This window comes from Pseudomonas sp. Sample_24 (assembly GCF_004307605.1).
Lineage (GTDB): Bacteria > Pseudomonadota > Gammaproteobacteria > Pseudomonadales > Pseudomonadaceae > Aquipseudomonas.
Genome location: NZ_RCNW01000159.1, coordinates 123,771 through 147,885, shown reverse-complemented (window position 1 = coordinate 147,885; position 24,115 = coordinate 123,771). Strand labels below are relative to the sequence as shown.

The following is a 24,115-nucleotide window of genomic DNA, read 5'->3' as shown; positions in this document are numbered from 1 at the left end:
AGTCCCTTTTTCAAACGCCAAAAAGGAACCAAAAGGCTTTGCCCCGGCGTACGGCACCTCGCTGGGGCTCGGTGTTCCCTCGCTACGGTGTCCATCCGGGGGCATCGCCTACGGTCTGCTTCGCGACGACCTCCTCTCGATGTGTGCGGCTTCGCCGCACGGCGCTACGCGCCCCCCCCCAGATGAACACCTACGCTCGGCCTGCCGAAGGGGCAAAAGATCAAGAGCCGAAGCGAGGCGGCCTACCGGCCGGCCTGATAGGTTGGGTTGGGCATTGATTCTCCCCTGTAGGAGCCAGCCCTGCTGGCGATGGTCGTTAACGATGACGTGCCCTGTCTGGATGATCAGGGTGTCTGGGCGTTTTTCGCGAGCAGGCTAGCTCCTGCAATGGGATTGATGGCATATGGTGGAGGTTTGTTGGCTGGCAGGTCGTCATCGCTGGCAAGCCAGCTCCCACAGGGGAGGAGTACATCTGGCAGGAATTGGTTGGCTGTGAGACCGTCATCGCCAGCAGGCTGGCTCCTACAATGGGGTTGGGGGCATCTGGTAGAGATTGGTCGGCTGGCAGGCGGTCATCGCTGGCAAGCCGGCTCCCACAGAAGAGCAAAAGCAAGAGCAAGAGTAAGAGCAGAACGCCATACAACCGCCGTTGCTTCTAACCACTCAACAGGCCGAGCGTTAGCTCGCCTGCAGCTTTTGATCTTGATTCACCCGCCCCATCGGCAGGCTGAGTGGAGGCGTTCATCCGGGGGTGGGCGCGCAGCGCCGTGCGGCGAAGCCGCACACATCGAGAGGAGGTCGTCGCGAAGCAGACCGGAGGCGATGCCCCCGGATGAATGCCGGAGCGAAGGTACCCCGAGCCCCAGCGAGGGGCCGTACGTCAGGGGCGAGCGTTTTTTGCTTACTTTTTTAGGCGCTTGTAAAAAGTGAGTCGCCGTAAGGGCGAAACCATAAGTGGCCGTTACCGAAGCAACGGATATACACAAAAAACAACCCAGAACCTGGTCGACCCAAAGGCCGCCAAGGTCAAGATCCAACATCAAGCCAAACTCTTGCTCACCACCTCAAACACATCACTGGACAACTGCCCCGAATTCAAAATCCGCTCCAGCTCGCCCTTCATCAACGCCTGACGCGCATCGTCATACTTGCGCCAGCGAGTCAAAGGCGCCAACTGGCGAGAAGCAATCTGCGGATTGAAGCCGTTCAACTCGATCACCAGATCCGCCAGGAAGCGATACCCGGAACCATCCGCCGCATGGAAATTGATCAGGTTCTGCCCGGCAAACGCACCGATCAACGCCCGCACCTTGTTCGGGTTCTTGATGTTGAACGCCGGGTGCTGCATCAATGCCTTGACCCGCTCCAGCCCGCCCGGCAACGTACTGCCGGCCTGGACACTGAACCACTGATCCATGACCAACGGATTGTCCTTGAAGTGCTCGGCGAAGCTCGCCAGTGCCTTGGCTTTTTGCTCTTCGAAGGGCGAGTTGACCAACACCGCGAGGGCGGTCAGGCGTTCGGTCATGTTGTCGCACGCGGCGAACTGCTCCAGTGTCGCGGCCAATACTTCTGGCTTGCCGCTGAGCATCAGGTACGACAGCGCGATGTTCTGCAAGGCACGGCGGGCGAAATGTTCGGCTTCGGCCACATACGGGGTTTGCTTGGACAAGTCGCGGTTGGCTTGATAACGCAGCCACAAGGCCTCGAACAGCGCATCCGCCAACTGCTTGCGGGCAAACTCGCGGGCGGTGTGGATGGCGTCCACATCGGCCACTTCACTGATTTCGGCCAAATAAGCTTCGCTTGGCAGCGAAAGCATTTCGGCGACCATCGCCTGATCCAGCGACTCATCGGACAGCACGGTACGCAAAGCGGATACCAGACGCTGATCCAGCACCAGCGCTTCGCCCTTCTGTTGCTGGGCGATCAATTCCTGCAACACCTGCACCGACAATTGCTGGCCGGCATCCCAGCGGTTGAAACCGTCGCTGTCGTGTTGCATGAGGAACATCAACTGATCGCGGCTGTACGGGAAGCTCAGTTTCACCGGGGCCGAGAAGCCGCGCAGCAGCGATGGCAGCGGCTGTTCGGCGATGTCGACGAAGGTGAATGTCTGCTCGGCTTCGGTCACCGAGATCACCCGCGAGGTGCCTTGCGCCGACGCTTCACCAGCCAGACGCAGGGCAATTTCAGCACCCTTGCTGTCCAGCAGACCGAGCTCCACCGGGATCACGAACGGCAGTTTTTCGACCTTGTCCGGAGTCTGCGGGCAGCTCTGGCGGAAGGTCAGGCTGTAGGTTTTTGCTGCAGCGTCGTAGGACTCGCTCACTGCCAGTCGTGGCGTGCCCGCCTGGCTGTACCAGCGCTTGAACTGGGTCAGGTCCACGCCGTTGGCGTCTTCCATGGCCTTGATGAAGTCGTCGCAGGTCACGGCCTGGCCGTCGTGGCGCTCAAAGTACAGGTCGCTGCCTTTACGGAAGCCTTCGGCGCCAAGCAAGGTATGGATCATGCCGACCACTTCCGAACCCTTTTCGTACACGGTCAGGGTATAGAAGTTGGAAATCTCGATGAAGCTGTCCGGGCGCACGGCGTGAGCCATGGGGCCGGCGTCTTCGGCGAACTGGTGGGTACGCAGGTACGCCACGTCCTGGATGCGCTTGACCGTCGCCGAGTTCATGTCGGCGGAGAAATGCGAATCGCGGAATACGGTAAAGCCTTCCTTGAGCGACAACTGGAACCAATCGCGGCAGGTCACGCGGTTGCCCGACCAGTTGTGGAAATATTCGTGGGCGACGATCGCTTCGACCCGCTGATGCGCGGCGTCGGTGGCGGTTTCGGCGCGGGCCAGCACGGCGCTGGAGTTGAAGATGTTGAGGCCCTTGTTCTCCATCGCGCCCATGTTGAAATCGTTGACCGCGACGATCATGAAGATGTCCAGATCGTACTCGCGACCGTAGACCTCTTCGTCCCAGCGCATGGACTTCTTCAGGCTGTTCATGGCGTGCTGGCATTTGTCGATGTTTTCCGGCTCGACATAAATGCGCAGCGCCACGGTGCGCTCGGTCATGGTGGTGAAGGTGTCTTCGACGCACCACAAATCACCCGCCACCAACGCGAACAGGTACGCCGGCTTCATGAACGGGTCTTCCCAGGTCGCCCAGTGCCGGCCATCTTCGCCGGGGCCGCTGGCAATCGGATTGCCGTTGGACAGCAGCACCGGATAACTGTGCTGCTCGGCGACCACGGTGGTGGTGAACTTGCTCATCACGTCCGGGCGGTCGAGGTAATAGGTGATCTTGCGAAAGCCTTCGGCCTCGCACTGGGTGCAGAACATCGTGCCGGACTTGTACAGGCCTTCCAGCGCGGTATTGGTTTCAGGATGGATCTTGACGCTGGTATCGACCGTGAAGGTAGCGCTGGTCGGGTGCAGGGTCAGGTGATTGTCGGTCAGTTGATATTGCGCCGCTGTAAGCGCCTGATCGGCCAGCGTGACCGATAGCAGTTCCAGTTGCTGGCCATCCAGCACCAGCGGCGGCAGGCCCGGACCGCGTTCGGGGTTGCGGCGCATCACCAGTTGCGCGTGGACCAGGCTGTGGTCCTCGAACAACTCGAAGGTCAGGTGCGTTTCGTCAATCAGGTACTCAGGGGCCTGATAGTCCTTGAGGTAGATCATCTTCGGTTGTTCGGTGCGCATGCTGGAGTCCTTAACTATGCACGGCGAGCTGATAGGCCGTGTACTTACGAATATTGATCACGCCGGTGTCGAAGATCAGGTATTGGCCTTTGATCCCCATCAGCGTGCCTTCGGCAATCGGATGCTTGTCCAGGTTGAAGCTGACGATTTTCGCCGGATACTGCTCGACCGGAAAGCGGATTTCGAGCGGTTCGACGTCGGCAATCGTCTGGATCGCCTGTAGGCCGAATCGTTCCTGCAATCCTTGCAGGCCCTCGGCACAGCGGTCGAACAACTGGTCACGGATCTGTGGCAGGTCCACCGATATTGCATCGCCCTTGAGCAAGGCACGCCAGTTGGTCTTGTCCGCTACCTGGCTGCGGAACAGGTCTTCGACGAAGCCCGATTGCTGGCGTGTGGAAACCCGCATGATCGGCAACGCCTGGCTGGCACCCTGATCGATCCAGCGGGTCGGCAACTGGGTAGCGCGGGTGATGCCGACCTTTACCCCGGATGAATTCGACAGGTAGACGATGTGATCGGTCATGCAGAACTTCTCGCCCCACTCCGGCTCCCGGCAGGTGCCGGCGTCGAAATGACAGCGCTCGGGGCTCATGATGCACACGTCACACTGGGCCAGTTTGGTCATGCACGGGTAACAGTACCCCTGGCTGAAACTGGTTTTGGTCTTGCGTCCGCAATGGGTGCAGTGGATCGCTCCCAGATATTCCAGGCGCACCGTGGTGCCGATCAAAGGGTTGACCGGAACCTCTGCGTCGCCCAGACGAAATGCGTATTGCACGTTCGGCCCGTCCAGGCGCGCCGACATTTTGCTGATTGCACCGCGGCCAATCTCGATCAATGGATGGCATCCGACTTGAACAGGATGTTGGGCACTTGAATCGACTTGGAGCTGCATTCTTGCGGACCCATGTAGCCAGTACGCTCTTCCTCGGGCAGGTTCTGGATTTCCCAGGCGATCATCGCTTGCAGCGACAGTTCGCGTTGCTCGGCGGTGAGCTTGCCACCGTCGGACCATTTACCGATTTCCACCGCCAGCTTCAGGCTCTGGTAGATGTCCGGGGTGATGTTCTTGATCATTTCGTTAAAAGAGGACATTGGGTCTCCGCGTTCTCTATACACAACGGTTTCAGACGGTCAGTTTACGGCGGTTGTACAAACCACCCAACAAACCGGTCAAGCATCCGACGAGCAACCCGCTGACGTGGGCCGCGTTGGCGATTTCGCCGAAGCCGATCATCGAGACCAGCCCGGACAGGCACAGCAGCAACCACACCAGCATCATCGCCAGCACGCCACGGGGCAGGCGGTAAGCGGCGTTCGGCGACAGCAACTGGAAGATCCAGCAATGCCCCAGCAGACCGTAAAGCACCCCGGACAATCCGCCGAACAGGGTCGGGCCGCTGAAAACAAACTGAACGTAGTTGGAGACGAGGCTGAACAGCAAGGTCAACCCGACCAGGTTGATAGTGCCCTGGCGCGATTCGATGCGTCGTCCCAGCTCCCAGTACCACATGCCGTTCATGGCCAGGTGCAAAATGCCGAAGTGGATCAGCATCGGCGTCACCAGTCGCCACCACTGCCCCGCCGCCAGGCTGTCAGCCAGGGGCACGAAATGGATGTATTCGCCGACGACGCGGAAATCGAGGAAGGTCAGCCAGCGCAGCGTATCGAGATTGTCGCCGAGCAACGTGATCGCACCGACGATCAGACTCAGGATCAGCACCAGCGCCGTGGCTTTTGCGTGGCGAACCTGCTCGGCGAACCCCGGACGCTTTCGGGTTTGCGCCGGCTGGATGTCCAGTTGTTGATCGGGGTCGCCCGCCGGGAAGCGTTCGTAGAGCGCACGGACGTCTTCGCTGATGTTCTGCGGCACCCACAACACCTGCTCACCGGACTCTTCGCTGACCCGATGCGGCACCTGCATGCGTTCCAGCAATTTGACGAAGCCGCTCAGGTCTACCGCCAGGGGCAGACGCAACACCGCTACTGCACTCATCGCAGAACCTCTGGCCGCTCGACATCGACCCAGACGAATTTATGCGGATCGAGCCGCGTTTCCTGATCCAGCCGATAGGCAACCAGTTTGCCGTAGAGCACGGCACTGTAATCCAGGCACGCCAGGTTCGGGCGGATCGGTGCCGGTTTACCGCTGCGCCAATAATGTCCGACGAACAGCAACGGTTCATCGATGCCGTAACGCAGCAGCATGTTTTTCTCGGTCGAAGACAGCGGTGTGCGGGCCACCGGGTCCGGTAAGGCGTCAGGCTGGAAGACGATGTCGCCGTAGGTTTGCGGATCGTCTTCCCAGAACTTGGTGCGGAAGAACGACCGCACCAGGCCATCGCCGCTGGTCATGGTCAGGCCGTCAGGCAGGCGCATGTCGGTGCCGCGCAGCAAGCGGTCGAAAACGGTGCAGGCAAATGAGCCCGACTGGGCCGAAGCCTGGAGGAAGTGCTCGTCGATACAGCCATCGGGAAACAACTGGCGCAAAGGTTCAATCAGCCCGGCATCCCAGCAGGCATGCACTACCCGGAAACGCCCGGCATCGACGAACAGCGGCAGCTCATAGAACCATTGCTGGAAGTCATGCCAGTCGCCGGGATGATGTTCGAACTGGGTCAGGGTTTCCTGAAGCAGCCGGGCATGGCGCGGCGTGTGCTCGCGCACGAACTGCTTGCCACTGCCGGGCAGTGCCGGCGTGACCCAGCCCAGCGCGTTGAACTCGTGGTTGCCCATGATGCACAGCGCCTGCCCGGCCTCGACCATGTCGTGGACGATGTGCAACGCCTCGCGAATTCGCGGGCCACGGTCGATGATGTCGCCGACGAACACCGCCATGCGCGACGCATGGCGCCAGACGCCACCGTGCTTGTGATAACCGAGCCGGTCGAGCAAATGCTCAAGGGTCATTGCGCAACCGTGCACGTCACCGATCAGGTCGTAGCTACGCGCGGGATCGAGCATCAGTCGCCTCCACCACCCAACTTGCTGCCCCAGCCGAGCTTGGTCCGGCAGACTTCGTAGTAGTTGTGGTCGAGCGGATGAATCAACCGCAGCTTCTGGGCTTTCTTGCTGACGGTGATGGTGTCGCCGGGCGCACAGGTAAAGTGGTTCTGCCCGTCACACGAGACTTGCGGGTAAATCTGCATATCCTTGGACACGACGATTTTCAGCTCACTGTTGCCATCGACCACAATTGGCCGACCCGACAAGGTATGGGGGTACATCGGCACGATTACAATGGCGTCGAGCTTGGGATGCATGATCGGCCCGCCGGCAGACAGCGCGTAGGCGGTGGAACCGGTCGGCGTGGCGACGATCAGGCCGTCGGCCTTCTGGCTGCAGACGAACTGGCCGTCGATGTACAGCTCGAACTCGATCATCCGCGTGGATTTGCCGGGGTGCAGCACCACGTCGTTCAGCGCATCGCCCTGGCCGATAGCCTCGGCATGCCGGCGAACTTCAGCCTGCAACAGGAAGCGGTTCTCCACCAGATAGTGGCCATCGAGCACTTCGGCGACCTTGAGTTCCAGCTCGTCAGGGCGGATATCGGTCAGGAAACCAAGACTGCCCCGGTTGATCCCCAGTACCGGAATATTGTGCTTGGCTAACGCCCGGGCGGCACCGAGCAGGCTGCCGTCACCGCCCACCACAATCACCATGTCACAGACTTCACCGAGCATCTTGCGCGACGAGGTTTGCAGGCCATGACCCGGCAGGACTTCGGCGATGGTGTCTTCGAGGATCACGTGCAGGTGACGATCGAGCAGAAACCGTTTCAGTCGGCGGACGGTATCCAGCACCTGGGAACTGCCCAGGCGACCGATGATGCCGATATTGCGAAATTGCTCCATGGGGCTCCTGCTGGGAATCTGTGCGACGACGAAAAACACGATTATGGGCGAAAGCCGCTGATAGACAAAATCCTTTCAGTCTCAAGGGTGTGCTCGGGTTTCGGGCTATGCTCGCAAGATGATCCTATTTCCAGATTTGCTCCAGCTGCCCCACCAGTTGCGCCACCCCGAAGTGCGCGACCTGGCATGGGTCATCCTCGCGCCGCCGATGCTCGCCGACACACCGTGGCCGCAACGCCACCCGCTGGCCGGCAGCGACTGGGTGCAGGCACCTGAGCGCCTGGAACACTGGCTGCGTCAGCTGGACCAGGACAGCTACGGACTGCTGCACTGGCTGGCCCAGGCCCGCACCCGGCGTCTTGGCTTGTACTACGAGCGTCTCTGGCAATTTGCCGTGGAGCATGCGCCCGGCATCGAACTGATCGCCGCCAACATGCCGATCCGGCGCGAAGGCCATACGCTCGGCGAGCTGGACATGCTGCTGCGTGACCGCGACGGTGTGCATCACCTGGAACTGGCGATCAAGCTGTATCTGGGCCCTCAATCAGGTGATGGATGCGACACCGCGCAATGGCTTGGCCCCGGCTGTCACGATCGACTGGACCGCAAGCTGGCGCACCTGAGCCAGCATCAACTGCCGATATCCGCACGTCCCGAGAGCCGCGAAGTGCTGGCAGCGCTGGATATCCGCCAGTTCACCGCGCATTTGTGGCTGGGCGGCTATTTGCTCTATCCATGGCCGGGGCAAGCGGCAGCACCGAGCGGTGCACATCCACAACATTTGCGCGGTCGTTGGTTGCATCAAAAGGATTGGCAGGATTTTGTCGAGCAAAGTCCGCCGGGGCGCTGGCAACCCCTGCCCCGCCACGCTTGGCTGGCGCCGGCGCACTACTCGGCGGAACACACCTGGAACGTCGAGCAATTGAACGCCTGGCTGTGCGACCTCGACCCGCTGGCGCCGGCACAATTGCTGGTGCGTTTGACCGAAAATGCCCATGGCGACTGGGAAGAAGCCGAGCGATTGTTCCTGGTGTCGGACCTTTGGCCGAATGTACCCGGCCAAGGCTGATCCGAATCTTGTGCGAACTTTTGAACCAGCTTTTCAACAATCTAAATGGACAACCGCAAAGCCAGCGCCGCCAACGTCACCAACAACACCGGCACCGTCAGCACGATCCCGACCTTGAAGTAATACCCCCAGCCGATCCGGATGTTTTTGCGTTCCAGCACATGCAGCCACAGCAAGGTTGCCAGACTGCCTATCGGGGTGATTTTCGGCCCCAGGTCACTGCCGATGACGTTGGCGTAGATCATCGCTTCCTTGACCACCCCGCTCGCCTGGCTGGCATCGATGGATAGCAGTCCGATCAACACCGTCGGCAAATTGTTCATGATCGAGGACAACAACGCGGTCAACACCCCCGTGCCCATTGCCGCGCCCCAGACACCGAACTCGGCAAAGCCATTGAGCCAGCCCGCCAGATAGCCTGTGAGTCCGGCGTTGCGCAGGCCGTAGACCACCAGATACATGCCAAGCGAGAAAATCACGATGTGCCAAGGCGCTTCCTTCAGCACTTTGCGCGTGGAAATCTTGTGACCACGGGCGGCAATCGCCCACAGCAAGGCCGCGCACACGGCCGAAATGGCACTGATGGGAATGCCCAGCGGTTCCAGCGCGAAGCAGCCGAGCAGCAGAATCACCAGCACCGCCCAGCCGGCGTAGAACGTCGCCTTGTCATGGATCGCCGACGCCGGATGTTCCAATTGCTCAGGGTCATAGTTTTTGGGGATGTCGCGGCGGAAAAACCACATCAATACCGCCAAGGTAGCCGCGACACTGACCAGGTTGACCGGGATCATCACCGCCGCGTACCGGTTGAAACCGATGTTGAAGAAGTCAGCGGAAACGATGTTCACCAGGTTCGACACCACCAGCGGCAGGCTGGCCGTATCGGCAATGAAGCCGGCGCCCATGACGAACGCCAGCGTCGCCGCCGGAGAAAAACGCAATGCCAACAGCATGGAAATCACAATGGGCGTGAGGATCAGCGCCGCGCCGTCATTGGCGAACAACGCCGACACCAATGCCCCGAGCAACACCATGTAGGCAAACAACTGGCGCCCACTACCCCTTCCCCAACGGGCCACATGCAGCGCTGCCCAGGCAAAAAATCCGGCCTCGTCCAGCAACAAACTGATGATGATCAGTGCGACAAAGGTTCCGGTGGCGTTCCAGATGATTTGCCACACCAATGGAATGTCGCTCAGGTGCACAACGCCGAACATCAAAGCCAGCACCGCGCCCAGTACCGCGCTCCAACCGACGCCGAGCCCTTTGGGTTGCCAGATCACCAGCGTGATCGTCAGCAGGAAAATCAGTGACGCTACAAGCATGCGCAGCTGCCTTTAAAGAATGGAGAGATAATCAGCAGCAACGAACCGGTCGGTCTGTCATCGCCTGCAGACGTGCCACATCGGCGGCAAGCCAATCAGCATTGGCCGCCAACGCTTCTTGCAGCATCGTGGCGACCCAAGGTTCAAGTTGCGGGTTCAATCGGTAATAAACCCATTGCCCCTGCCGTCGATCCGTCAGCAAGCCATTACTGCGCAATTGCGCCAGGTGACGGGAAATTTTCGGTTGGCTGAGGTCAAGCGCAGCCGTCAGCTCGCATACGCACAGTTCGCCTTCACGAGCGATCAGCAAGGCAACACGACTGCGAGTGTCATCGGCCAAGGCCTTGAAAACATCGACGGGACTGCGGAAGTCGGACATGAAAACACGCCTCTGTGCGAACGAGGCGTGAATATATGGAATTTCGAATATACAGTAAAGCACTGCCTGGAAAAGCACATCCGGCGCTCCGTCACCCGGAGCGCCAGAAGCGGCAATCACAGCTTTTTGTGTTGCTCGACCCACTGCCCATAGGCATTGATGAAACTCTGCAGGAACGGCTTGACCGACTCCGACAGTTTGCCGGCCTCATCAAACGCCGAGCCAGCGCCGCCCAGATAGGCCTCGGGTTGCTGCATCAGCGGCACATTGAGAAACACCATGGACTGGCGCAGGTGATGGTTGGCGCCGAAACCGCCAATCGCGCCCGGCGAAGCGCTGATCACCGCGCCTGGTTTGCCGCTCCAGGCACTCTTGCCATACGGGCGCGAACCCACGTCGATCGCATTTTTCATCGGGGCCGGCACAGAACGGTTGTATTCAGGAGTAACGAACAACACCGCGTCGGATGAGCTCACTTGTTGTCGGAAAGTGCTGTAGGCTGCCGGCGGTGTATCAACATCGATATCCTCGTTGTAAAGCGGTAGATCGCCAATTTCAACGATAGTGAGCTTCAGATTCGCCGGCGCCAGATCGGCCAGGGCGAGCGCGATCTTGCGGTTGATCGATGCTTTGCGCAGGCTGCCGACGATAACGGCGACGTTATAGACACTACTCATGGAAGACTCTCGATTGTCCGTGGGGGAGCCTGTAGTTATAGATGATCGGACGATGTTTCAACCAGTAAACACAGGTATATCTGCGTCCTGATTATTTTTTTCGAGCAGGAAAACTTACCGTGCTCGACGGCGGTCTACAAAGCCGTCAATCAAGTGTTTTATCTCCAGAGGTTCTAAGCAGATGGCAGCAGTACTCGTCGGTCAGTTCCATGCAAGAGACGCGGAAGGCCGTATTTATTCGGTACACGAGTTTCAGGAGTCCACCCCGTCCGCAGACGGTTCCGGGCCTGCAACCACGTACAAACTGGCCATTGGCGATCGGGTCAACAAAGTTGATGACAATGAGTTCATGCTGGTGCAAACGGGCGTCACTCTCACCCGTGAGCCGGCAACCTGCGTCGCGTCATAACTCGATGTTATGAGCAGAAGTCATATGCGCGGACTTGGGTTAGGATTCAGTGACTGACTCCTCACCTGCTGAACATGGACTTCACGCATGCGCTTACGCCATATCGAAGTGATCCAGGCGCTCCTTCAGACCGGTCACACAGGCACCGCCGCCGAATGGTTGCAGTTGCCGGTGGCCGAGGTCGAAGGTATTTTGCGCGACGCAGAGGGCCAGTTGGGTTTCATGCTGTTCTCCAGCGTGCGCGGGCGGTTGCAGGCTACGCGCGAAGCACGGGAGCTCCAGGTAGAAATTGCCCGCGTCTACGATGCGCTTGAACCGGTGCAACGCCTGGCCAATAGCCTCAAACAATACCTGGCACCGCCGTTACGCATCATCTGCACCCCGCCCCTCGCCCAACAATTGTTGCCACAAAGCATCGCGGCCTTGCGCCGACGCCTGCCCGGCGCACCTTGCACCCTCCTGAGCCAGCCCACCCGGGACATCGTCAAAAGCCTTTTGCTGCGCGAAAGCGACCTGGGCCTGAGCCTGCATGACCCGGATCGCGCAGAAATCGATTGCCAGGTGATTGCCCAAGGCAAGCTGCAATTGCTGGCTCCCCATGGCTGGCTGCAACCGAAGCAAAAGTACATCTCCCTGCAAGACCTGGCTGGCCAGGCGATGGTCGGTCTCGAAGGCCATGACCCGCTGAGCCCCGCTCTGGAAAACAAGCTGCATGGCTTGCGTCCGGCACCGGTGATCCAGACCCGGGTTCAGACCCACCAGATGATGCGCAGCATGGTCGAAGCCGGTGAAGGCCTGGCCATTGTCGACCCCTTTACCGCCCTCGGTGCCAAATCGGCCGGGCTCGATGTATGCCCACTGGCACCTGCCGTACCGATCAGCGTCTACGCATTGACCTTGAAGAACGGCGAGCCATCCCCCGCCGTCCAGACCTTGCTGACCATCATCACGGAACAAGCCGCGGCGATGCTGACGAACTGATCGGGTTTTCCAGCGGGTTATCGAACAATCGATACCAGAACAGCGCGACCTCGGCAGTATTGGGGTCAATGCCGCGATAGCGCAGGTGGTCGATGCCGCCAATCACATAGCCACAACGCTCGTACAAGCGGCAGGCACCGAGGTTGTTGTTCTGGGTTTCGAGCATGATGCCCGGCAGTTTCTTCTTGCGACTCCAGAACTGCGCCACATCCAGCAACGCCTTGGCCACCCCGTGGCGCCGCGCCGGAGCGTGCACCGCCAGTTCGTCGATATGGGCAAAACCGTTCCAATTGGTGCTGATCACCAAGTGCCCTACCGGCTCGTCATCCAGGAATGCCATGAAAATCGCACTGTCCGGTGCATCGCGAAAACTGCTGAATTCCTCGGGATCGATGCCATAGCATTTACGATAAGGGGTAATGGGGGTGACTCGCCATTGCTCGACCGGCTGCCCTATTTCAGGCGCTCCGTAGGCGGCAACCTCAAAACTGAAATCGCTGCCCCAGATGTAGGCAGCAAAACCTTCGTCGGCGACGCGCACCGACAGCCCTGGATGATTCGGATTCATGACCGGCTGCATACTGGGAAAGGTCCTCATTCCTTGATGCAATCGACGGTGTAGTGCCGCCCATTGCCCTCGTCTTCATGTTGCAATCCGTGCACATCAGCAACGAACCCCGGAAAATTGCTATCGAACGTGCGAGCAAACGCCAGGTAGTCAATGATTGAGCGGGTCGCTCCGGTAAAACGCTCCCCTGGCATTATCAACGGAATGCCCGGGGGATACGGCACCAGCATCACGGCAGCGATTCGCCCATCCAGCGCATCGATCGATACGGCTTCGACTTCGCCACGTACCAAATGATCATAGGCGTCAGCCGGCTTCATGGCGATTTCCGGCATGACCGTGTACATGCGTTTGAGGTGTTTGGCCGTGGCATTGCTGCGATAACAGGCATGCAACTGATCGCACAGGTCACGCAGCCCCATGCCCTGATAGCGCGTGACATGTTGCTGTGCCACGCACGGCAGACAGCTGGCCAGACTGACGTTGGCGTCATAGCTGCGCTTGAACTCCAGCAATTCGGTGAGCAACGTGCTCCATTTGCCCTTGGTGATACCCATGGAAAACAGCACCAGGAACGAATACAACCCGGTCTTTTCCACCACCAGCCCACGCTCCCAAAGGAATTTGCTGACAACCGCTGCGGGAATCCCACGTTCACTGAGCGCACCACCGGCGGTCAACCCCGGCATCACCAGGGTGACCTTGATCGGATCGAGCAACACGTAATCGTCGGTCACGCCGCCAAAGCCGTGCCAGTCAGCGTCCGGTTGCAGCAACCAGTCTTCGGTGACCACGCGGTTGATGCCTTCAGCCGAAGGTGGCTGCCAGATGGAAAACCACCAGTCATCCGCCGCGATGTGTTGACGCAAGTTGGCCAGGGCGCGGCGAAAGCTCAAGGCCTCATCGAACATCTCCTGTAACAGCGAACGACCGGCCGGCCCCTCCATCATGGCCGAAGCGACATCCAGCGAGGCGATGATGCCGTACTGCGGCGAGGTCGAGATGTGCATCATGAACGCTTCGTTGAAACGGTCTCGGTCCAGCTGTCTTGCACCGCCGTCCTGCACGTGAATCATTGATGCCTGGCTGAATGCCGCCAGGAGCTTGTGGGTGGAATGGGTCGTGAACACCAACGGACTGTCCTGTCCACGGGAGGTGCCCATGCCATAACGCCCGCTGAAAAACTCATGAAACGCCGCGTAGGCATACCAGGCTTCGTCGAAGTGCAATACCTCGACGCTGTTGCCCAGTTGCTGCTTGATCAGCTCGGCGTTGTAGCAGAGGCCGTCGTACGTCGAGTTGGTGACTACCGCGAGCTTGACCTTGGGCGCCCGGCCCTTGGTCAACGGGCTGGCGTCGATCTTGGCCTGAATCGCTTCGGGACTGAATTCGCTCAAGGGAATCGGACCGATGATCCCCAGTTCGTTACGCTCCGGGCACAGGTACAACGGGATGGCGCCAGTCATGATGATCGAATGCAACACCGATTTATGGCAATTGCGGTCCACCAACACCAGGTCATCGCGGGCGACCATCGAATGCCAGACGATCTTGTTGGCGGTGGACGTGCCATTGATGACGAAGAACGTATGATCGGCGCCAAAATTGCGCGCCGCCCGGGCCTCGGCTTCGGCCAGTGGGCCAGTGTGGTCCAGTAAAGAGCCTAGTTCTGGCACCGACACCGACAGATCCGAGCGCAGGGTGTTTTCCCCAAAAAACTGATGAAACGCCTGCCCCACCGGACTCTTGTGGTACGCCACGCCACCACCGTGTCCGGGGGTGTGCCACGAATAGTTGGAATCGGCGGTGTGTTGCACCAAGGCTTTGAAGAACGGCGGCAGCAACCCATCCAGATATTTGCGTGCGGCCCGCGCCACTTGCCTTGCGAGAAACGGCACCGTGTCTTCGAACAGATAGAGAATGCCGCGCAACTGATTCAGCTCGGCCATCGCGTCGGCGGGTGCGTTTTCCAGGGTCACTTGCTCGCCGAGGGCGAAAATCGGTAGATCGGGCGCACGCACTCGCGCCAATCCGATCAGTTCGGCCATATTCTGTAACAAATGCGAGTGAGCGCTGGCGTCCTCCGCCGCGATCAACATGCACGAGAGGCCGTGATGGGTGGATGCGACCAAGCGTCCTTCGGTGTAGTCCATCGCCGAAACGATACTGAAACCTTCCTGTTCCAGCTCCCGGGCGATTCCACGCACACGGTCGCCGGCAACGGTGTCGGCCTTTATGTCGCGATGGACGATCAGGACCGGGAATTTCAAATCTTTATACATGGGGCTCAGTGTCCTGAGGCGGCAGGCCAGAGCCTGCCAATCACCTCAGGGTAGAGGGTCGCAGCCGATGTGGCGAGTGCGTTGCACTGAAGCGGTACCGGCGCCGCACTATTTTGTAGCGAAAATTTTTTTTGTAGGGGCAAGGCTTGCCTGCGATAGCGATCTTTTAAACGCTATCGCGAGCAAGCTTTGCTCCTACAGATGACCGCAGATAGATGACCGTAGACAGATGAGCGCATGCAGATGAGCGCACATCAGGCCTGCGCTGCCGCCTCAGCCAATTGCAACCACAACGCCGGAGCGCCCGCGGATTTGCTGATGATTTCCAGGCGCGCTGCGTGCTGGGCCAATTCTTCTTCACTGGCGCGAATGATGCGGGCTGGCGTGCGACCAGCCGGCAAACGGCGGATCTCCGTGGCGGAGTTGTCAGCCCCCTCACCGGAACCATTGCCGTCGGAGGCATTGCCGGCCAGCGAGAGACTGGTCTGGCCGCCCGTCATGGTCAGGTAGACGTCAGCAAGAATCTCGGAGTCGAGCAAGGCGCCGTGAAGTTCACGACCGGAGTTGTCGACGCCATAGCGTTTGCACAGGGCATCGAGGCTGTTGCGCTGCCCGGGGTGACGTTCCCGGGCCATCATCAGCGTATCGAGGATCGTACAGTGCTGCGTGATGTCCGCACGATCGTGCTGGCCCATCAGAGCGAATTCGTTGTTGATGAAGCCAACGTCGAACGCCGCGTTATGGATGATCAGCTGCGCGCCCTTGATGAATTCAAAGAATTCCTCGGCCACTTCAGCGAAACGCGGCTTGCCTACCAGAAACTCGTTGGTGATGCCGTGGACGCCGATGGCACCCTCGTCACTTTCACGGTCCGGTTGCAGGTAAACGTGAAAATGCCGACCGGTCAGGCGCCGACCGATCAACTCGACACAACCAATTTCGATAATCCGGTGGCCGTCGGTCACCGGCATGCCGGTGGTTTCGGTATCGAGTACAACGGATCTGGTGGCCATCAGTGCTCAGCTCTCAATCGGTCAATCGTGCAAAAGCGGCGATGTTAACACGCTCGCTGGGGTCTTTGATTGATCGTTCCCACGCTCTGCGTGGGAATGTCTCAAGGGACGCTCCGGGTTCCAATGGGACGCAGAGCGTCCCGGGCTGCATTCCCACGCAGAGCATGGGAACGATCAGCAGGCACACATTCAGTCTTGTTTGTAACCGCGCACTTCATCCACGCCGCGGTTGGCCAGTTGGTCAGCGCGCTCGTTGCCGTGATGGCCAATGTGCCCGCGCACCCACTTCCAGGTGACGTTGTGGCGGTTGACCTGTTCGTCGAGCAGTTTCCACAGGTCGGCATTCTTCACGGGTTCTTTCGCTGCAGTTTTCCAGCCGCGTTTTTTCCAGTTGGCCATCCACTCGTTGATGCCTTTCATGACGTACTGGGAGTCGGTCACCAGCAGCACATCGCATGAACGCTTGAGTTCTTCCAGGCCGCGAATCGCGCCCATCAACTCCATGCGATTGTTGGTGGTGTTGGCTTCGCCTCCCCAGAGTTCCTTTTCAACGCCCTTGCACACCAGCAACGCACCCCAGCCGCCAGGGCCAGGGTTGCCTTTGCAGGCGCCATCGGTGAAGAGTTCTACGCTATCGCTCATGCAATCTATCCAGAAAATGCGGTGGCTCGCCGATCGTTGATCGACAACGCCCGAGACCGGGGCAACCCGGTCGGAAAATGATATGAGGTATTACGGCTCGATATTGCGACGATTGACCTTGGCCATCGGCAGCGGAATCAACTTGCCCATTGTTTCGCGGCGTTCCTGACGCAGCGGCCGCAGGCCTACGACGATCTTGCGCGCCACCAATAAATAGAAGCCGCCGCCAGACAACTGCCAGTCGCCGGCCTTGCGTTCCCAGCCAGCCAGACGGGTCTGCCAGGCAGGTGAAGCCAGCGGCGGACGATAGCACCCGAAGCGGCGTTTCTCCAGCGCGAAGCCCAGCAGGTTCAACCAGTCAGCCACCCGTGACGGAGAAATGCAGCGAGCCTTGCCCAACCCGTCATGGGCAAACACATGACGCAAGCCCCAACTGCTCCAGGGATTGATACCGATGATCAACAGGTGCCCGCCAGGCCGCACACTGCTCGCGGCTTCACGCAGCAACCCATGGGGCGACAGGCAGAAATCCAGCCCGTGCTGCAACACCACCACATCGGCCGCATGTTCACTGAGTGGCCAGGCCTGCTCTTCGCAGACGATCTCGACACCCGGCAAGGGCGCACCCAAGCGCACATTGCGCTGCACCTGAGGTGCAGAAGGCGGCGTCTGCGCCGAGGGGCCGTAGTGCACCAGGTAGCCACCGAAGAACCGCCCGAGTTCGTCTTCGAGCATGCGCCGTTCTTCGTCCAGCAAAAATTGCCCGATGGGGCCGGACAGCCATTCACGGGCCGTGCTGATCAGCGCCAGCCAGTCAGGATCAGCTTGAGCGAACGCTTTATCGGTCATTGCATTCTCCAACGCGCCAGGAAGTTCTAAGATGCGCCATTGTTTCCAGCTTGGCGAATCCGACGATGATACAGATCACTGCCCTGCCCGCCTTCACCGACAACTACATATGGTTGTTACAAGACACTGCCACCCGCCACTGCGCGGTGGTCGATCCAGGGGACGCAGCCCCGGTGCAAGCCTGGCTCGCGGCCAATCCGGGTTGGGCCTTGACTGATATTCTGATCACTCACCATCATCATGACCATGTCGGCGGCGTCGAGCAGCTGAAGAAAGCGACGGACGCGAAGGTCTATGGTCCGGCCAGCGAAAAAATCCCGGCGCGGGACGTCGCGCTGAAGAACGACGACCGGATTACCGTACTGGGCCATGATTTTGATGTCATCGCCGTACCCGGTCATACCCTGGGCCACATTGCCTATTATCACAGCGGTCTGCTGTTCTGTGGCGATACCCTGTTCGCTGCCGGTTGCGGGCGATTGTTCGAAGGCACGCCGCAACAGATGTACGCCTCGCTGTCGCGTCTGGCCGCCCTACCCGAGGACACCCGCGTCTACTGCACCCACGAATACACCCTGAGCAATCTGCGCTTCGCCGCTGCTGTCGAACCGGGCAATCCAGACACCCTTGAACGCCTGGCTAGCGTCACTCGACAACGAGAAGCCGGGGTCATCACACTGCCTTCCACGGTGGCCCTGGAAAAGCGCACTAATCCGTTTTTGCGCACCGGCGAAACATTCGTTAAAGAAAAAGCGGACGAACGGACCGGCACCGATAACTCTCGGCCCGATATGGTTTTTGCTGCGCTCAGGGCGTGGAAAGACACGTTCTAAACAGCTTGCACGATGGTCCAAAAACGCTGAATGGTTGACCGCAGGGGGTCCGCTTTCTAGAATCGCCCGACATTTTTGCCCGGAACTTACTTCCAGCCAATGTCGTCATCCATACGTAAGTCCATCAATTCAGACGCATTGACCCGCTTGGCTCAAGCCATAGCGGTGGCTGTGTCCGCCACGTTGGCGGGCTGTTCCAGCCACGCTCCGCAGCCTGAAGCGACACATACGCCGAACGTGGCGGCCCGCGCCAAGCAGAAGCCCATCTGGCTCAGCGAAAAGCCGAGCCCGCAGATCCCGCAGGACGTCTGGGAGCGCATGCGCCAGGGCTTTCAGTTGCAGGACAACGTCGGCGTGAACCCGCGCATCGAACAACAGCGCCTGTGGTTCGCCAGCAATCCGTCCTTCCTCGAAAACGCCGGGGAACGCGGCAGCCTCTATATTCACTACATCGTCGAACGCCTGGAAGAACGCAACATGCCGCTGGAACTGGCGCTGCTGCCGGTGATTGAAAGCGCCTACAACCCGATGGCCTATTCCCGCGCCAATGCGGTGGGCCTGTGGCAATTCATCCCGTCCACCGGGCGTTACTTCAATCTGCGCCAGACCCGTTTCTATGATGGCCGTCGCGACATCACCGCTTCGACCACCGCCGCGATGGATTACCTGACCCGCCTGCACGACATGTTCAACGGCGACTGGCTGTTGGCGCTGGCCGCCTACAATGCCGGTGAAGGCACGGTCAGCCGTGCCATCGAGCGCAATGAAAAGCTCGGCCTGCCAACCGACTACTGGAACCTGCCGCTGCCGGCAGAAACCCAGGCCTATGTGCCGAAGCTGCTGGCCCTGTCGCAAGTGGTGCTGGCACCGGAAGCCTACGGGGTGAACCTCAACCCGATCGCCAACGAACCGTACTTCCAGGTCGTCGAAATCAACCAGCGCATGGACCTGTCCAAGGTCGCGGCGGTGGCCAACATCGACGAAGACGAACTGTTCCAGCTCAACCCGGCCTTCAAGCAACGCACCACCATCGACGGCCCACAGCATTTGCTGGTGCCGACGTCCAAGGCGCAATTGCTGACCACCAGCCTGCAGACGATGCGTCCGGAAGAGCTGATCAGCAAGAAACCGCTCAAACCGGTCTTCGAAGGCTCGGACAGCACGGCAGTGGCCAGCGCCAAACGCAGTTACCGGGTCAAGCGCGGCGACAATCTGGGCTCCATCGCCAAGGACAACAACGTCGACGTCAAGGACCTTCAGCGCTGGAACAAACTGTCCGGCAAGAACCTCAAGCCCGGCCAGACCCTGGTCATGCAGGACACCAGCAAGCGCAGCGCCGGGCGCATCAACACCGTCGTCGCGGCCAATGCCAAGACCAAGAGCACGGACAAAAAACCGCAGTCGAAGTACAAGGTTCAGCAAGGCGATTCGCTGTACATCGTGGCCAAGCGCTTCAATGTTGAAATGCAGCACCTCAAGCGCTGGAATCCACGTGTCGGCCAGGCATTGAAGCCAGGTCAGATGCTGACGGTTTCCAATCCGCACTAAAAAACGAGCCCCTGATTATCAGGGGCTTTTTTATCTTTGCAGCATCGAAAGGCTTTGTGGCGAGAGAGCTCGCTCCCGTTGGGCTGCGCAGCAGCCCCAAACCCTGATCCCTGGATACTTCTGACATACCGCGTGCACTGGATTTACGACGGCTTCGCCGCCGAGCGGGAGCAAGCTCCCTCGCCACGGGATTGGCGCAGGCAGAACTGTCTTGCCAGTAATTAAGAGCGCATTAACCCCCCGTCTTTTTCCTGTCCATACAAGCTGTTACTGTACGGGCCACAAAGCCCAAGCCGCTGGATCGGATTTCTTATTTGAAGCGTCCCCTGCTCCCGCTCCTGATCAGCCTGGCCTTGAGCTCCACCGCAAGCGCGACGATCAGCGAAAGCCATGGTTATGCGCAGTTCGGCACGCTCAAGTATCCGGCCCGATTCACCCACTTCGACTGGGTCAACCCGCAAGCGCCCAAGGGCGGTACGTTGCGGGTAATGGCGTTTGGCACGTTTGATACGCTCAACCCTTACACTTTCAAAGGCACCAGCCCGGTTGCCACGCCGAACTTCCTTCAATACGGCATCAACGAGTTGAACGAACCGCTGATGGTCGGCACCGGCCAGTACGCACCATCCGGCGACGAGCCCACCTCAAGCTATGGCCTGATCGCGCAATCGGTCGAGTACAGTGAAGACCGCAGCTGGGTGGTGTTCAACCTGCGTCCGCAAGCACGCTTCCACGATGGCACGCCCATCACCGCCTACGACGTAGCGTTCTCCTACCGCTTGCTGCTCAAGGAAGGTCACCCGCAATACCGCACCAATCTTCAGGAAGTATTGCGGGTCGACATCCTCAATCCTCAGCGCATTCGCTTCGTATTCAAGCGCGCCGGCAATCCATTGCTGATCCTGCGCCTTGGCGAGTTGCCCGTGCTGCCGCAGCATTACTGGAAAAACCGCGACTTCAAGGCCACGACCTTCGAACCACCGCTGGGCAGCGGGCCGTATCGCGTCACCTCGGTGACGCCGGGGCGACAAATCGTTTTCGAACGGGTCAAGGACTATTGGGGCAAGGACCTGCCGGTCAACCGCGGCAAGTACAATGTCGACCGTATGGAAGTCGAATTCTATCGCGACAGCGACGTGGCGTTCGAAGCGTTCAAGGCCGGCGAGTTCGACATCTATATCGAACACCAGGCCAAGAACTGGGCCACTGGGTACAACTTTCCGGCAATCCGTCGTGGCGAAGTGATCAAGGCACAGATTGCGCACCAGATCCCCACCCAGACCCAAGGCTTGTTCATGAACAGCCGGCGCCCGACGTTTGCTGAACCCCGGGTTCGGGAAGCGCTGGGGCTGATGTTCGACTTCGAATGGACCAACCGCACGCTGTTCAGCGACGCTTACAAACGCGCCACGAGCTACTACCCCAACAGCGAGTTTTCCGCCACCGGCCTGCCGGTCGGCCATGAATGGCTAATGCTCAAGCCGTACCGCGAGCAACTGCCCGCCCGATTGCTCAGCGAACCGTTCAGCCTGCCGCAGACCCAGGGTCGCGGCATTCCCCGGGAAACCATGCGCCAGGCCCTGAGCCTGCTCGCCGAAGCCGGCTGGAAGCTCAATGGTCAGCGCTTGCAGAACGCCGCCGGGCAGCCGCTGCGCCTGGAAATCCTGCTGGTCAACCCGAACCTGGAACGCATTCTCCAGCCTTACGTCGAGAATCTCGCCAGCATCGGCATTGATGCGCGCTTGCGCACGGTGGATCGCGCCCAATACAAACAGCGCCTCGACCAGTTCGACTTCGACATGATTCTGATGACCCTCAACCAGACCCTCAGCCCCGGCCTGGAACAGTGGCAGTACTTCCATTCCAGCCAGGTCGCGGTCAAGGGCAGCAAGAACTACGCCGGTATCGCCAACCCGGTGATCGATCATCTGCTCGAGCAATTGCTCGCGGCCAAGACCCGCGACGAACAAGTCGCTGCCGGCAAAGCCCTCGACCGGGTGCTGCTGTGGCAGCACTACATCATTCCCAACTGGTACCTCAATTATCACCGCCTGGCGTACCGCAACCGGTTCGCCTTCGTCACCACGCCGCCCTACACCCTGGGCTTGAGCGCGTGGTGGCTGAAATCTTCGGAGAAAGATCGATGAAAGCCATCAGCGCCCTGCTCTTGCAGGCCAGCGCCCTGTTGTTCGCCGGGCTGGCCAGCGCCGCCCCGCAACATGCCCTGACCCTGTACAACGAACCGCCGAAATACCCGGCCGATTTCAAACATTTCGACTACGTCAATCCGGATGCTCCCAAGGGCGGCAAATTCCGCCAGGCCGGGTTCGGCGGCTTTGACAGCCTCAACCCGTTCATCAGCAAAGGCGTGGCGGCCAACGACATCGACCTGATCTACGACACCCTGGCCAAGCAGAGCCTTGACGAGCCCTTCACCGAGTACGGCCTGATCGCGGCCAGGATCGAGAAGGCTCCGGACAACGACTGGGTGCGCTTCTATCTGCGGCCCGAAGCGCGCTTCCACGACGGCCATCCGGTGCGTGCCGAAGACGTCGTGTTCAGCTTCCAGACGCTGATCAAGGATGGCGCGCCGATGTACCGCGGCTACTACAACGACGTCGCCGATGTGGTTGCCGAAGACCCGCTGACCGTGCTGTTCAAATTCAAACACAGCAACAATCGCGAACTGCCATTGATCCTCGGCCAGTTGCCGGTGCTGCCCAAGCATTGGTGGGCCTCCCGCGACTTCAACAAAGGCAACCTCGAAGTGCCGCTGGGCAGCGGTCCGTACAAAGTCAGCGAGGTGAAGGCCGGACGTTCGGTGCGCTATGAGCGGGTCAAGGATTATTGGGGCAAGGACCTGCCGGTGAATCGCGGCTTCTACAATTTCGATGTCATGACCACCGACTATTACCGTGACAACACCGTGGCGCTCGAAGCGCTCAAGGCCGGGCAGTTCGATTACTGGCTGGAAATGACCGCGAAGAACTGGGCCAACGCCTACAACATTGCGGCTGTCACCGAGGGTCGCTTGATCAAGGAACAGATCCCCAACGGCAACCCCACCGGCATGCAAGGCTTCGTCTTCAACTTGCGCCGACCGGTGTTCCAGGACGTGCGTGTGCGCCAGGCCCTGACGCTGTTGCTGGACTTCGAATGGACCAACAAGCAACTGTTCAACGGCGCCTACGCGCGTACTCGCAGTTATTTCGAGAACTCGGAAATGGCCGCCACCGGCCTGCCGGACGCCGATCAACTGGCGATCCTCGATCCGTTCCGCGGCAAGATTCCCGAGCAGGTGTTCAGTGAAGCGTTCCAGAACCCTGTCACCGACGGCAGCGGCATGATCCGCACCCAGCAACGCAAGGCCTATCAACTGCTGCAAGAGGCCGGCTGGCGTATCGTCGATGACAAAATGGTCGATGCCACCGGCAAACCGGTAAGTATCGAATTCCTGCTGGCGCAGACCGAGTTCGAACGGGTTTTGCTGCCGTTCAAACGCAACCTCAGCGACCTGGGCATCGAGCTGGTGATTCGCCGGGTCGACGTCTCACAGTACGTCAACCGCGTGCGCTCGCGGGATTTCGACATGGTCGTCGGCAGCTTCCCGCAGTCCAACTCGCCGGGCAACGAACAACGTGAGTTCTGGATGACCGCGGCTGCCGACAAACCTGGCAGCCGCAACTCCATGGGCCTGAAAGATCCAGTGGTGGATCAGTTGGTGGAGCAATTGATCAACGCCGATTCGCGCAAAAGCCTGGTGGCCCACGCCCGGGCACTGGACCGAGTGCTGCAATGGGGCTATTACGTCATTCCCAACTGGCACATCAAAACCTGGCGCGTGGCGTACTGGAATCACATTGGTCACCCGAAGGTCTCGCCCAAATACGACATCGGCATCAATACCTGGTGGATCAAGCCCGATGCCAAACCGGCCATAGAAATCGAAACCAAATTGCAAGCCGACCCTGCAGGCATGGAGTAAT

General features: G+C 59.7%; 21 protein-coding genes. 7 read left to right on the top strand and 14 right to left on the bottom strand.

Annotation, left to right across the window (positions count from 1 at the left end):
* Positions 1–1,039: 1,039 nt before the first annotated feature.
* Genes pepN through D8V06_RS08370 form a run of 6 tightly spaced genes read right to left on the bottom strand, consistent with a single transcriptional unit; the run spans position 1,040 to position 7,554 of the window.
* The gene (gene pepN / locus D8V06_RS08395; protein ID WP_130930788.1) at positions 1,040–3,697 is read right to left on the bottom strand and encodes an aminopeptidase N; all 2,658 of its coding nucleotides are present in this window, start codon (positions 3,695–3,697) and stop codon (positions 1,040–1,042) included.
* A 10-nt stretch (positions 3,698–3,707) separates the two neighbouring features.
* The gene (locus D8V06_RS08390; RefSeq protein ID WP_130930787.1) at positions 3,708–4,538 is read right to left on the bottom strand and encodes a DUF2797 domain-containing protein; all 831 of its coding nucleotides are present in this window, start codon (positions 4,536–4,538) and stop codon (positions 3,708–3,710) included.
* Positions 4,535–4,795 (bottom strand): DUF1315 family protein, encoded by a 261-nt coding sequence (locus D8V06_RS08385; RefSeq protein WP_056855543.1) that lies wholly within the window; start codon positions 4,793–4,795, stop codon positions 4,535–4,537. The genes D8V06_RS08390 and D8V06_RS08385 overlap by 4 nt, the downstream gene beginning before the upstream one ends.
* Positions 4,796–4,826: 31 nt before the next feature.
* Positions 4,827–5,696: a rhomboid family intramembrane serine protease gene (locus D8V06_RS08380; RefSeq protein WP_056855544.1), complete on the bottom strand. Its 870-nt coding sequence runs from the start codon at positions 5,694–5,696 to the stop codon at positions 4,827–4,829.
* Positions 5,693–6,664 (bottom strand): metallophosphoesterase, encoded by a 972-nt coding sequence (locus D8V06_RS08375; protein ID WP_056855545.1) that lies wholly within the window; start codon positions 6,662–6,664, stop codon positions 5,693–5,695. Before D8V06_RS08375 ends, D8V06_RS08380 begins: the two co-directional genes overlap by 4 nt.
* Positions 6,664–7,554 (bottom strand): NAD(+) kinase, encoded by an 891-nt coding sequence (locus tag D8V06_RS08370; protein ID WP_056855546.1) that lies wholly within the window; start codon positions 7,552–7,554, stop codon positions 6,664–6,666. Before D8V06_RS08370 ends, D8V06_RS08375 begins: the two co-directional genes overlap by 1 nt.
* A gap of 118 nt (positions 7,555–7,672) precedes the next feature.
* On the opposite strand from D8V06_RS08370, the gene D8V06_RS08365 reads away from it, so the two are divergent.
* Positions 7,673–8,623: a DUF1853 family protein gene (locus D8V06_RS08365; RefSeq protein WP_130930786.1), complete on the top strand. Its 951-nt coding sequence runs from the start codon at positions 7,673–7,675 to the stop codon at positions 8,621–8,623.
* A gap of 41 nt (positions 8,624–8,664) precedes the next feature.
* On the opposite strand, the gene D8V06_RS08360 is transcribed toward D8V06_RS08365, so the two are convergent.
* The 3 genes from D8V06_RS08360 to D8V06_RS08350 all read right to left on the bottom strand — a co-directional run bounded on the left by D8V06_RS08360 (position 8,665) and on the right by D8V06_RS08350 (position 11,004).
* Positions 8,665–9,948, bottom strand: a complete 1,284-nt coding sequence (locus D8V06_RS08360) for an arsenic transporter (RefSeq protein ID WP_130930785.1) — start codon at positions 9,946–9,948, stop codon at positions 8,665–8,667.
* 31 nt (positions 9,949–9,979) lie between these two features.
* Entirely contained in the window at positions 9,980–10,327 is a 348-nt protein-coding gene (locus D8V06_RS08355; RefSeq protein WP_130930784.1) for a metalloregulator ArsR/SmtB family transcription factor, read from the bottom strand.
* A 116-nt stretch (positions 10,328–10,443) separates the two neighbouring features.
* Complete coding sequence (locus D8V06_RS08350) at positions 10,444–11,004, bottom strand: NADPH-dependent FMN reductase (protein ID WP_056855550.1); 561 nt, start codon at positions 11,002–11,004, stop codon at positions 10,444–10,446.
* A 181-nt stretch (positions 11,005–11,185) separates the two neighbouring features.
* Here D8V06_RS08350 and D8V06_RS08345 point away from each other — a divergent pair, with 181 nt between their 5' ends.
* Together D8V06_RS08345 and D8V06_RS08340 are read left to right on the top strand one after the other, a co-directional pair.
* A complete protein-coding gene (locus D8V06_RS08345; RefSeq protein ID WP_056855551.1) occupies positions 11,186–11,413 on the top strand; it encodes a hypothetical protein in 228 nt (75 codons plus the stop codon).
* Positions 11,414–11,500: 87 nt separating this feature from the next.
* Positions 11,501–12,394 carry a LysR substrate-binding domain-containing protein gene (locus D8V06_RS08340; protein WP_130930783.1) on the top strand — a complete coding sequence of 298 codons (894 nt, stop codon included), beginning with the start codon at positions 11,501–11,503 and terminating at the stop codon, positions 12,392–12,394.
* On the opposite strand, the gene D8V06_RS08335 is transcribed toward D8V06_RS08340, so the two are convergent.
* The 5 genes from D8V06_RS08335 to D8V06_RS08315 all read right to left on the bottom strand — a co-directional run bounded on the left by D8V06_RS08335 (position 12,360) and on the right by D8V06_RS08315 (position 17,748).
* Positions 12,360–12,974, bottom strand: coding sequence for a GNAT family N-acetyltransferase (locus D8V06_RS08335; RefSeq protein ID WP_056855553.1), 615 nt, complete (start codon positions 12,972–12,974; stop codon positions 12,360–12,362). The genes D8V06_RS08340 and D8V06_RS08335 overlap by 35 nt on opposite strands.
* 14 nt (positions 12,975–12,988) lie before the next feature.
* Positions 12,989–15,244 (bottom strand): arginine/lysine/ornithine decarboxylase, encoded by a 2,256-nt coding sequence (locus D8V06_RS08330; RefSeq protein ID WP_056855554.1) that lies wholly within the window; start codon positions 15,242–15,244, stop codon positions 12,989–12,991.
* Positions 15,245–15,498: 254 nt separating this feature from the next.
* On the bottom strand, positions 15,499–16,257 hold the full coding sequence (dnaQ, locus tag D8V06_RS08325; RefSeq protein ID WP_130930782.1) for a DNA polymerase III subunit epsilon: 759 nt from the start codon (positions 16,255–16,257) through the stop codon (positions 15,499–15,501).
* A 189-nt stretch (positions 16,258–16,446) separates the two neighbouring features.
* Entirely contained in the window at positions 16,447–16,899 is a 453-nt protein-coding gene (gene rnhA, locus D8V06_RS08320; protein WP_056855556.1) for a ribonuclease HI, read from the bottom strand.
* Positions 16,900–16,989: 90 nt separating this feature from the next.
* A complete protein-coding gene (locus D8V06_RS08315) occupies positions 16,990–17,748 on the bottom strand; it encodes a methyltransferase domain-containing protein (protein WP_130905678.1) in 759 nt (252 codons plus the stop codon).
* 65 nt (positions 17,749–17,813) lie between these two features.
* Here D8V06_RS08315 and gloB point away from each other — a divergent pair, with 65 nt between their 5' ends.
* The 4 genes from gloB (at position 17,814) to D8V06_RS08295 (ending at position 24,114) form a co-directional block, all read left to right on the top strand.
* The gene (gene gloB, locus D8V06_RS08310) at positions 17,814–18,581 is read left to right on the top strand and encodes a hydroxyacylglutathione hydrolase (protein ID WP_130930781.1); all 768 of its coding nucleotides are present in this window, start codon (positions 17,814–17,816) and stop codon (positions 18,579–18,581) included.
* Between the two features lie 99 nt (positions 18,582–18,680).
* Entirely contained in the window at positions 18,681–20,129 is a 1,449-nt protein-coding gene (locus tag D8V06_RS08305; RefSeq protein ID WP_130930780.1) for a transglycosylase SLT domain-containing protein, read from the top strand.
* Positions 20,130–20,443: 314 nt separating this feature from the next.
* Positions 20,444–22,276: an extracellular solute-binding protein gene (locus D8V06_RS08300; protein WP_130930779.1), complete on the top strand. Its 1,833-nt coding sequence runs from the start codon at positions 20,444–20,446 to the stop codon at positions 22,274–22,276.
* A complete protein-coding gene (locus tag D8V06_RS08295; RefSeq protein WP_130930778.1) occupies positions 22,273–24,114 on the top strand; it encodes an extracellular solute-binding protein in 1,842 nt (613 codons plus the stop codon). Before D8V06_RS08300 ends, D8V06_RS08295 begins: the two co-directional genes overlap by 4 nt.
* Position 24,115 lies beyond the last annotated feature (1 nt).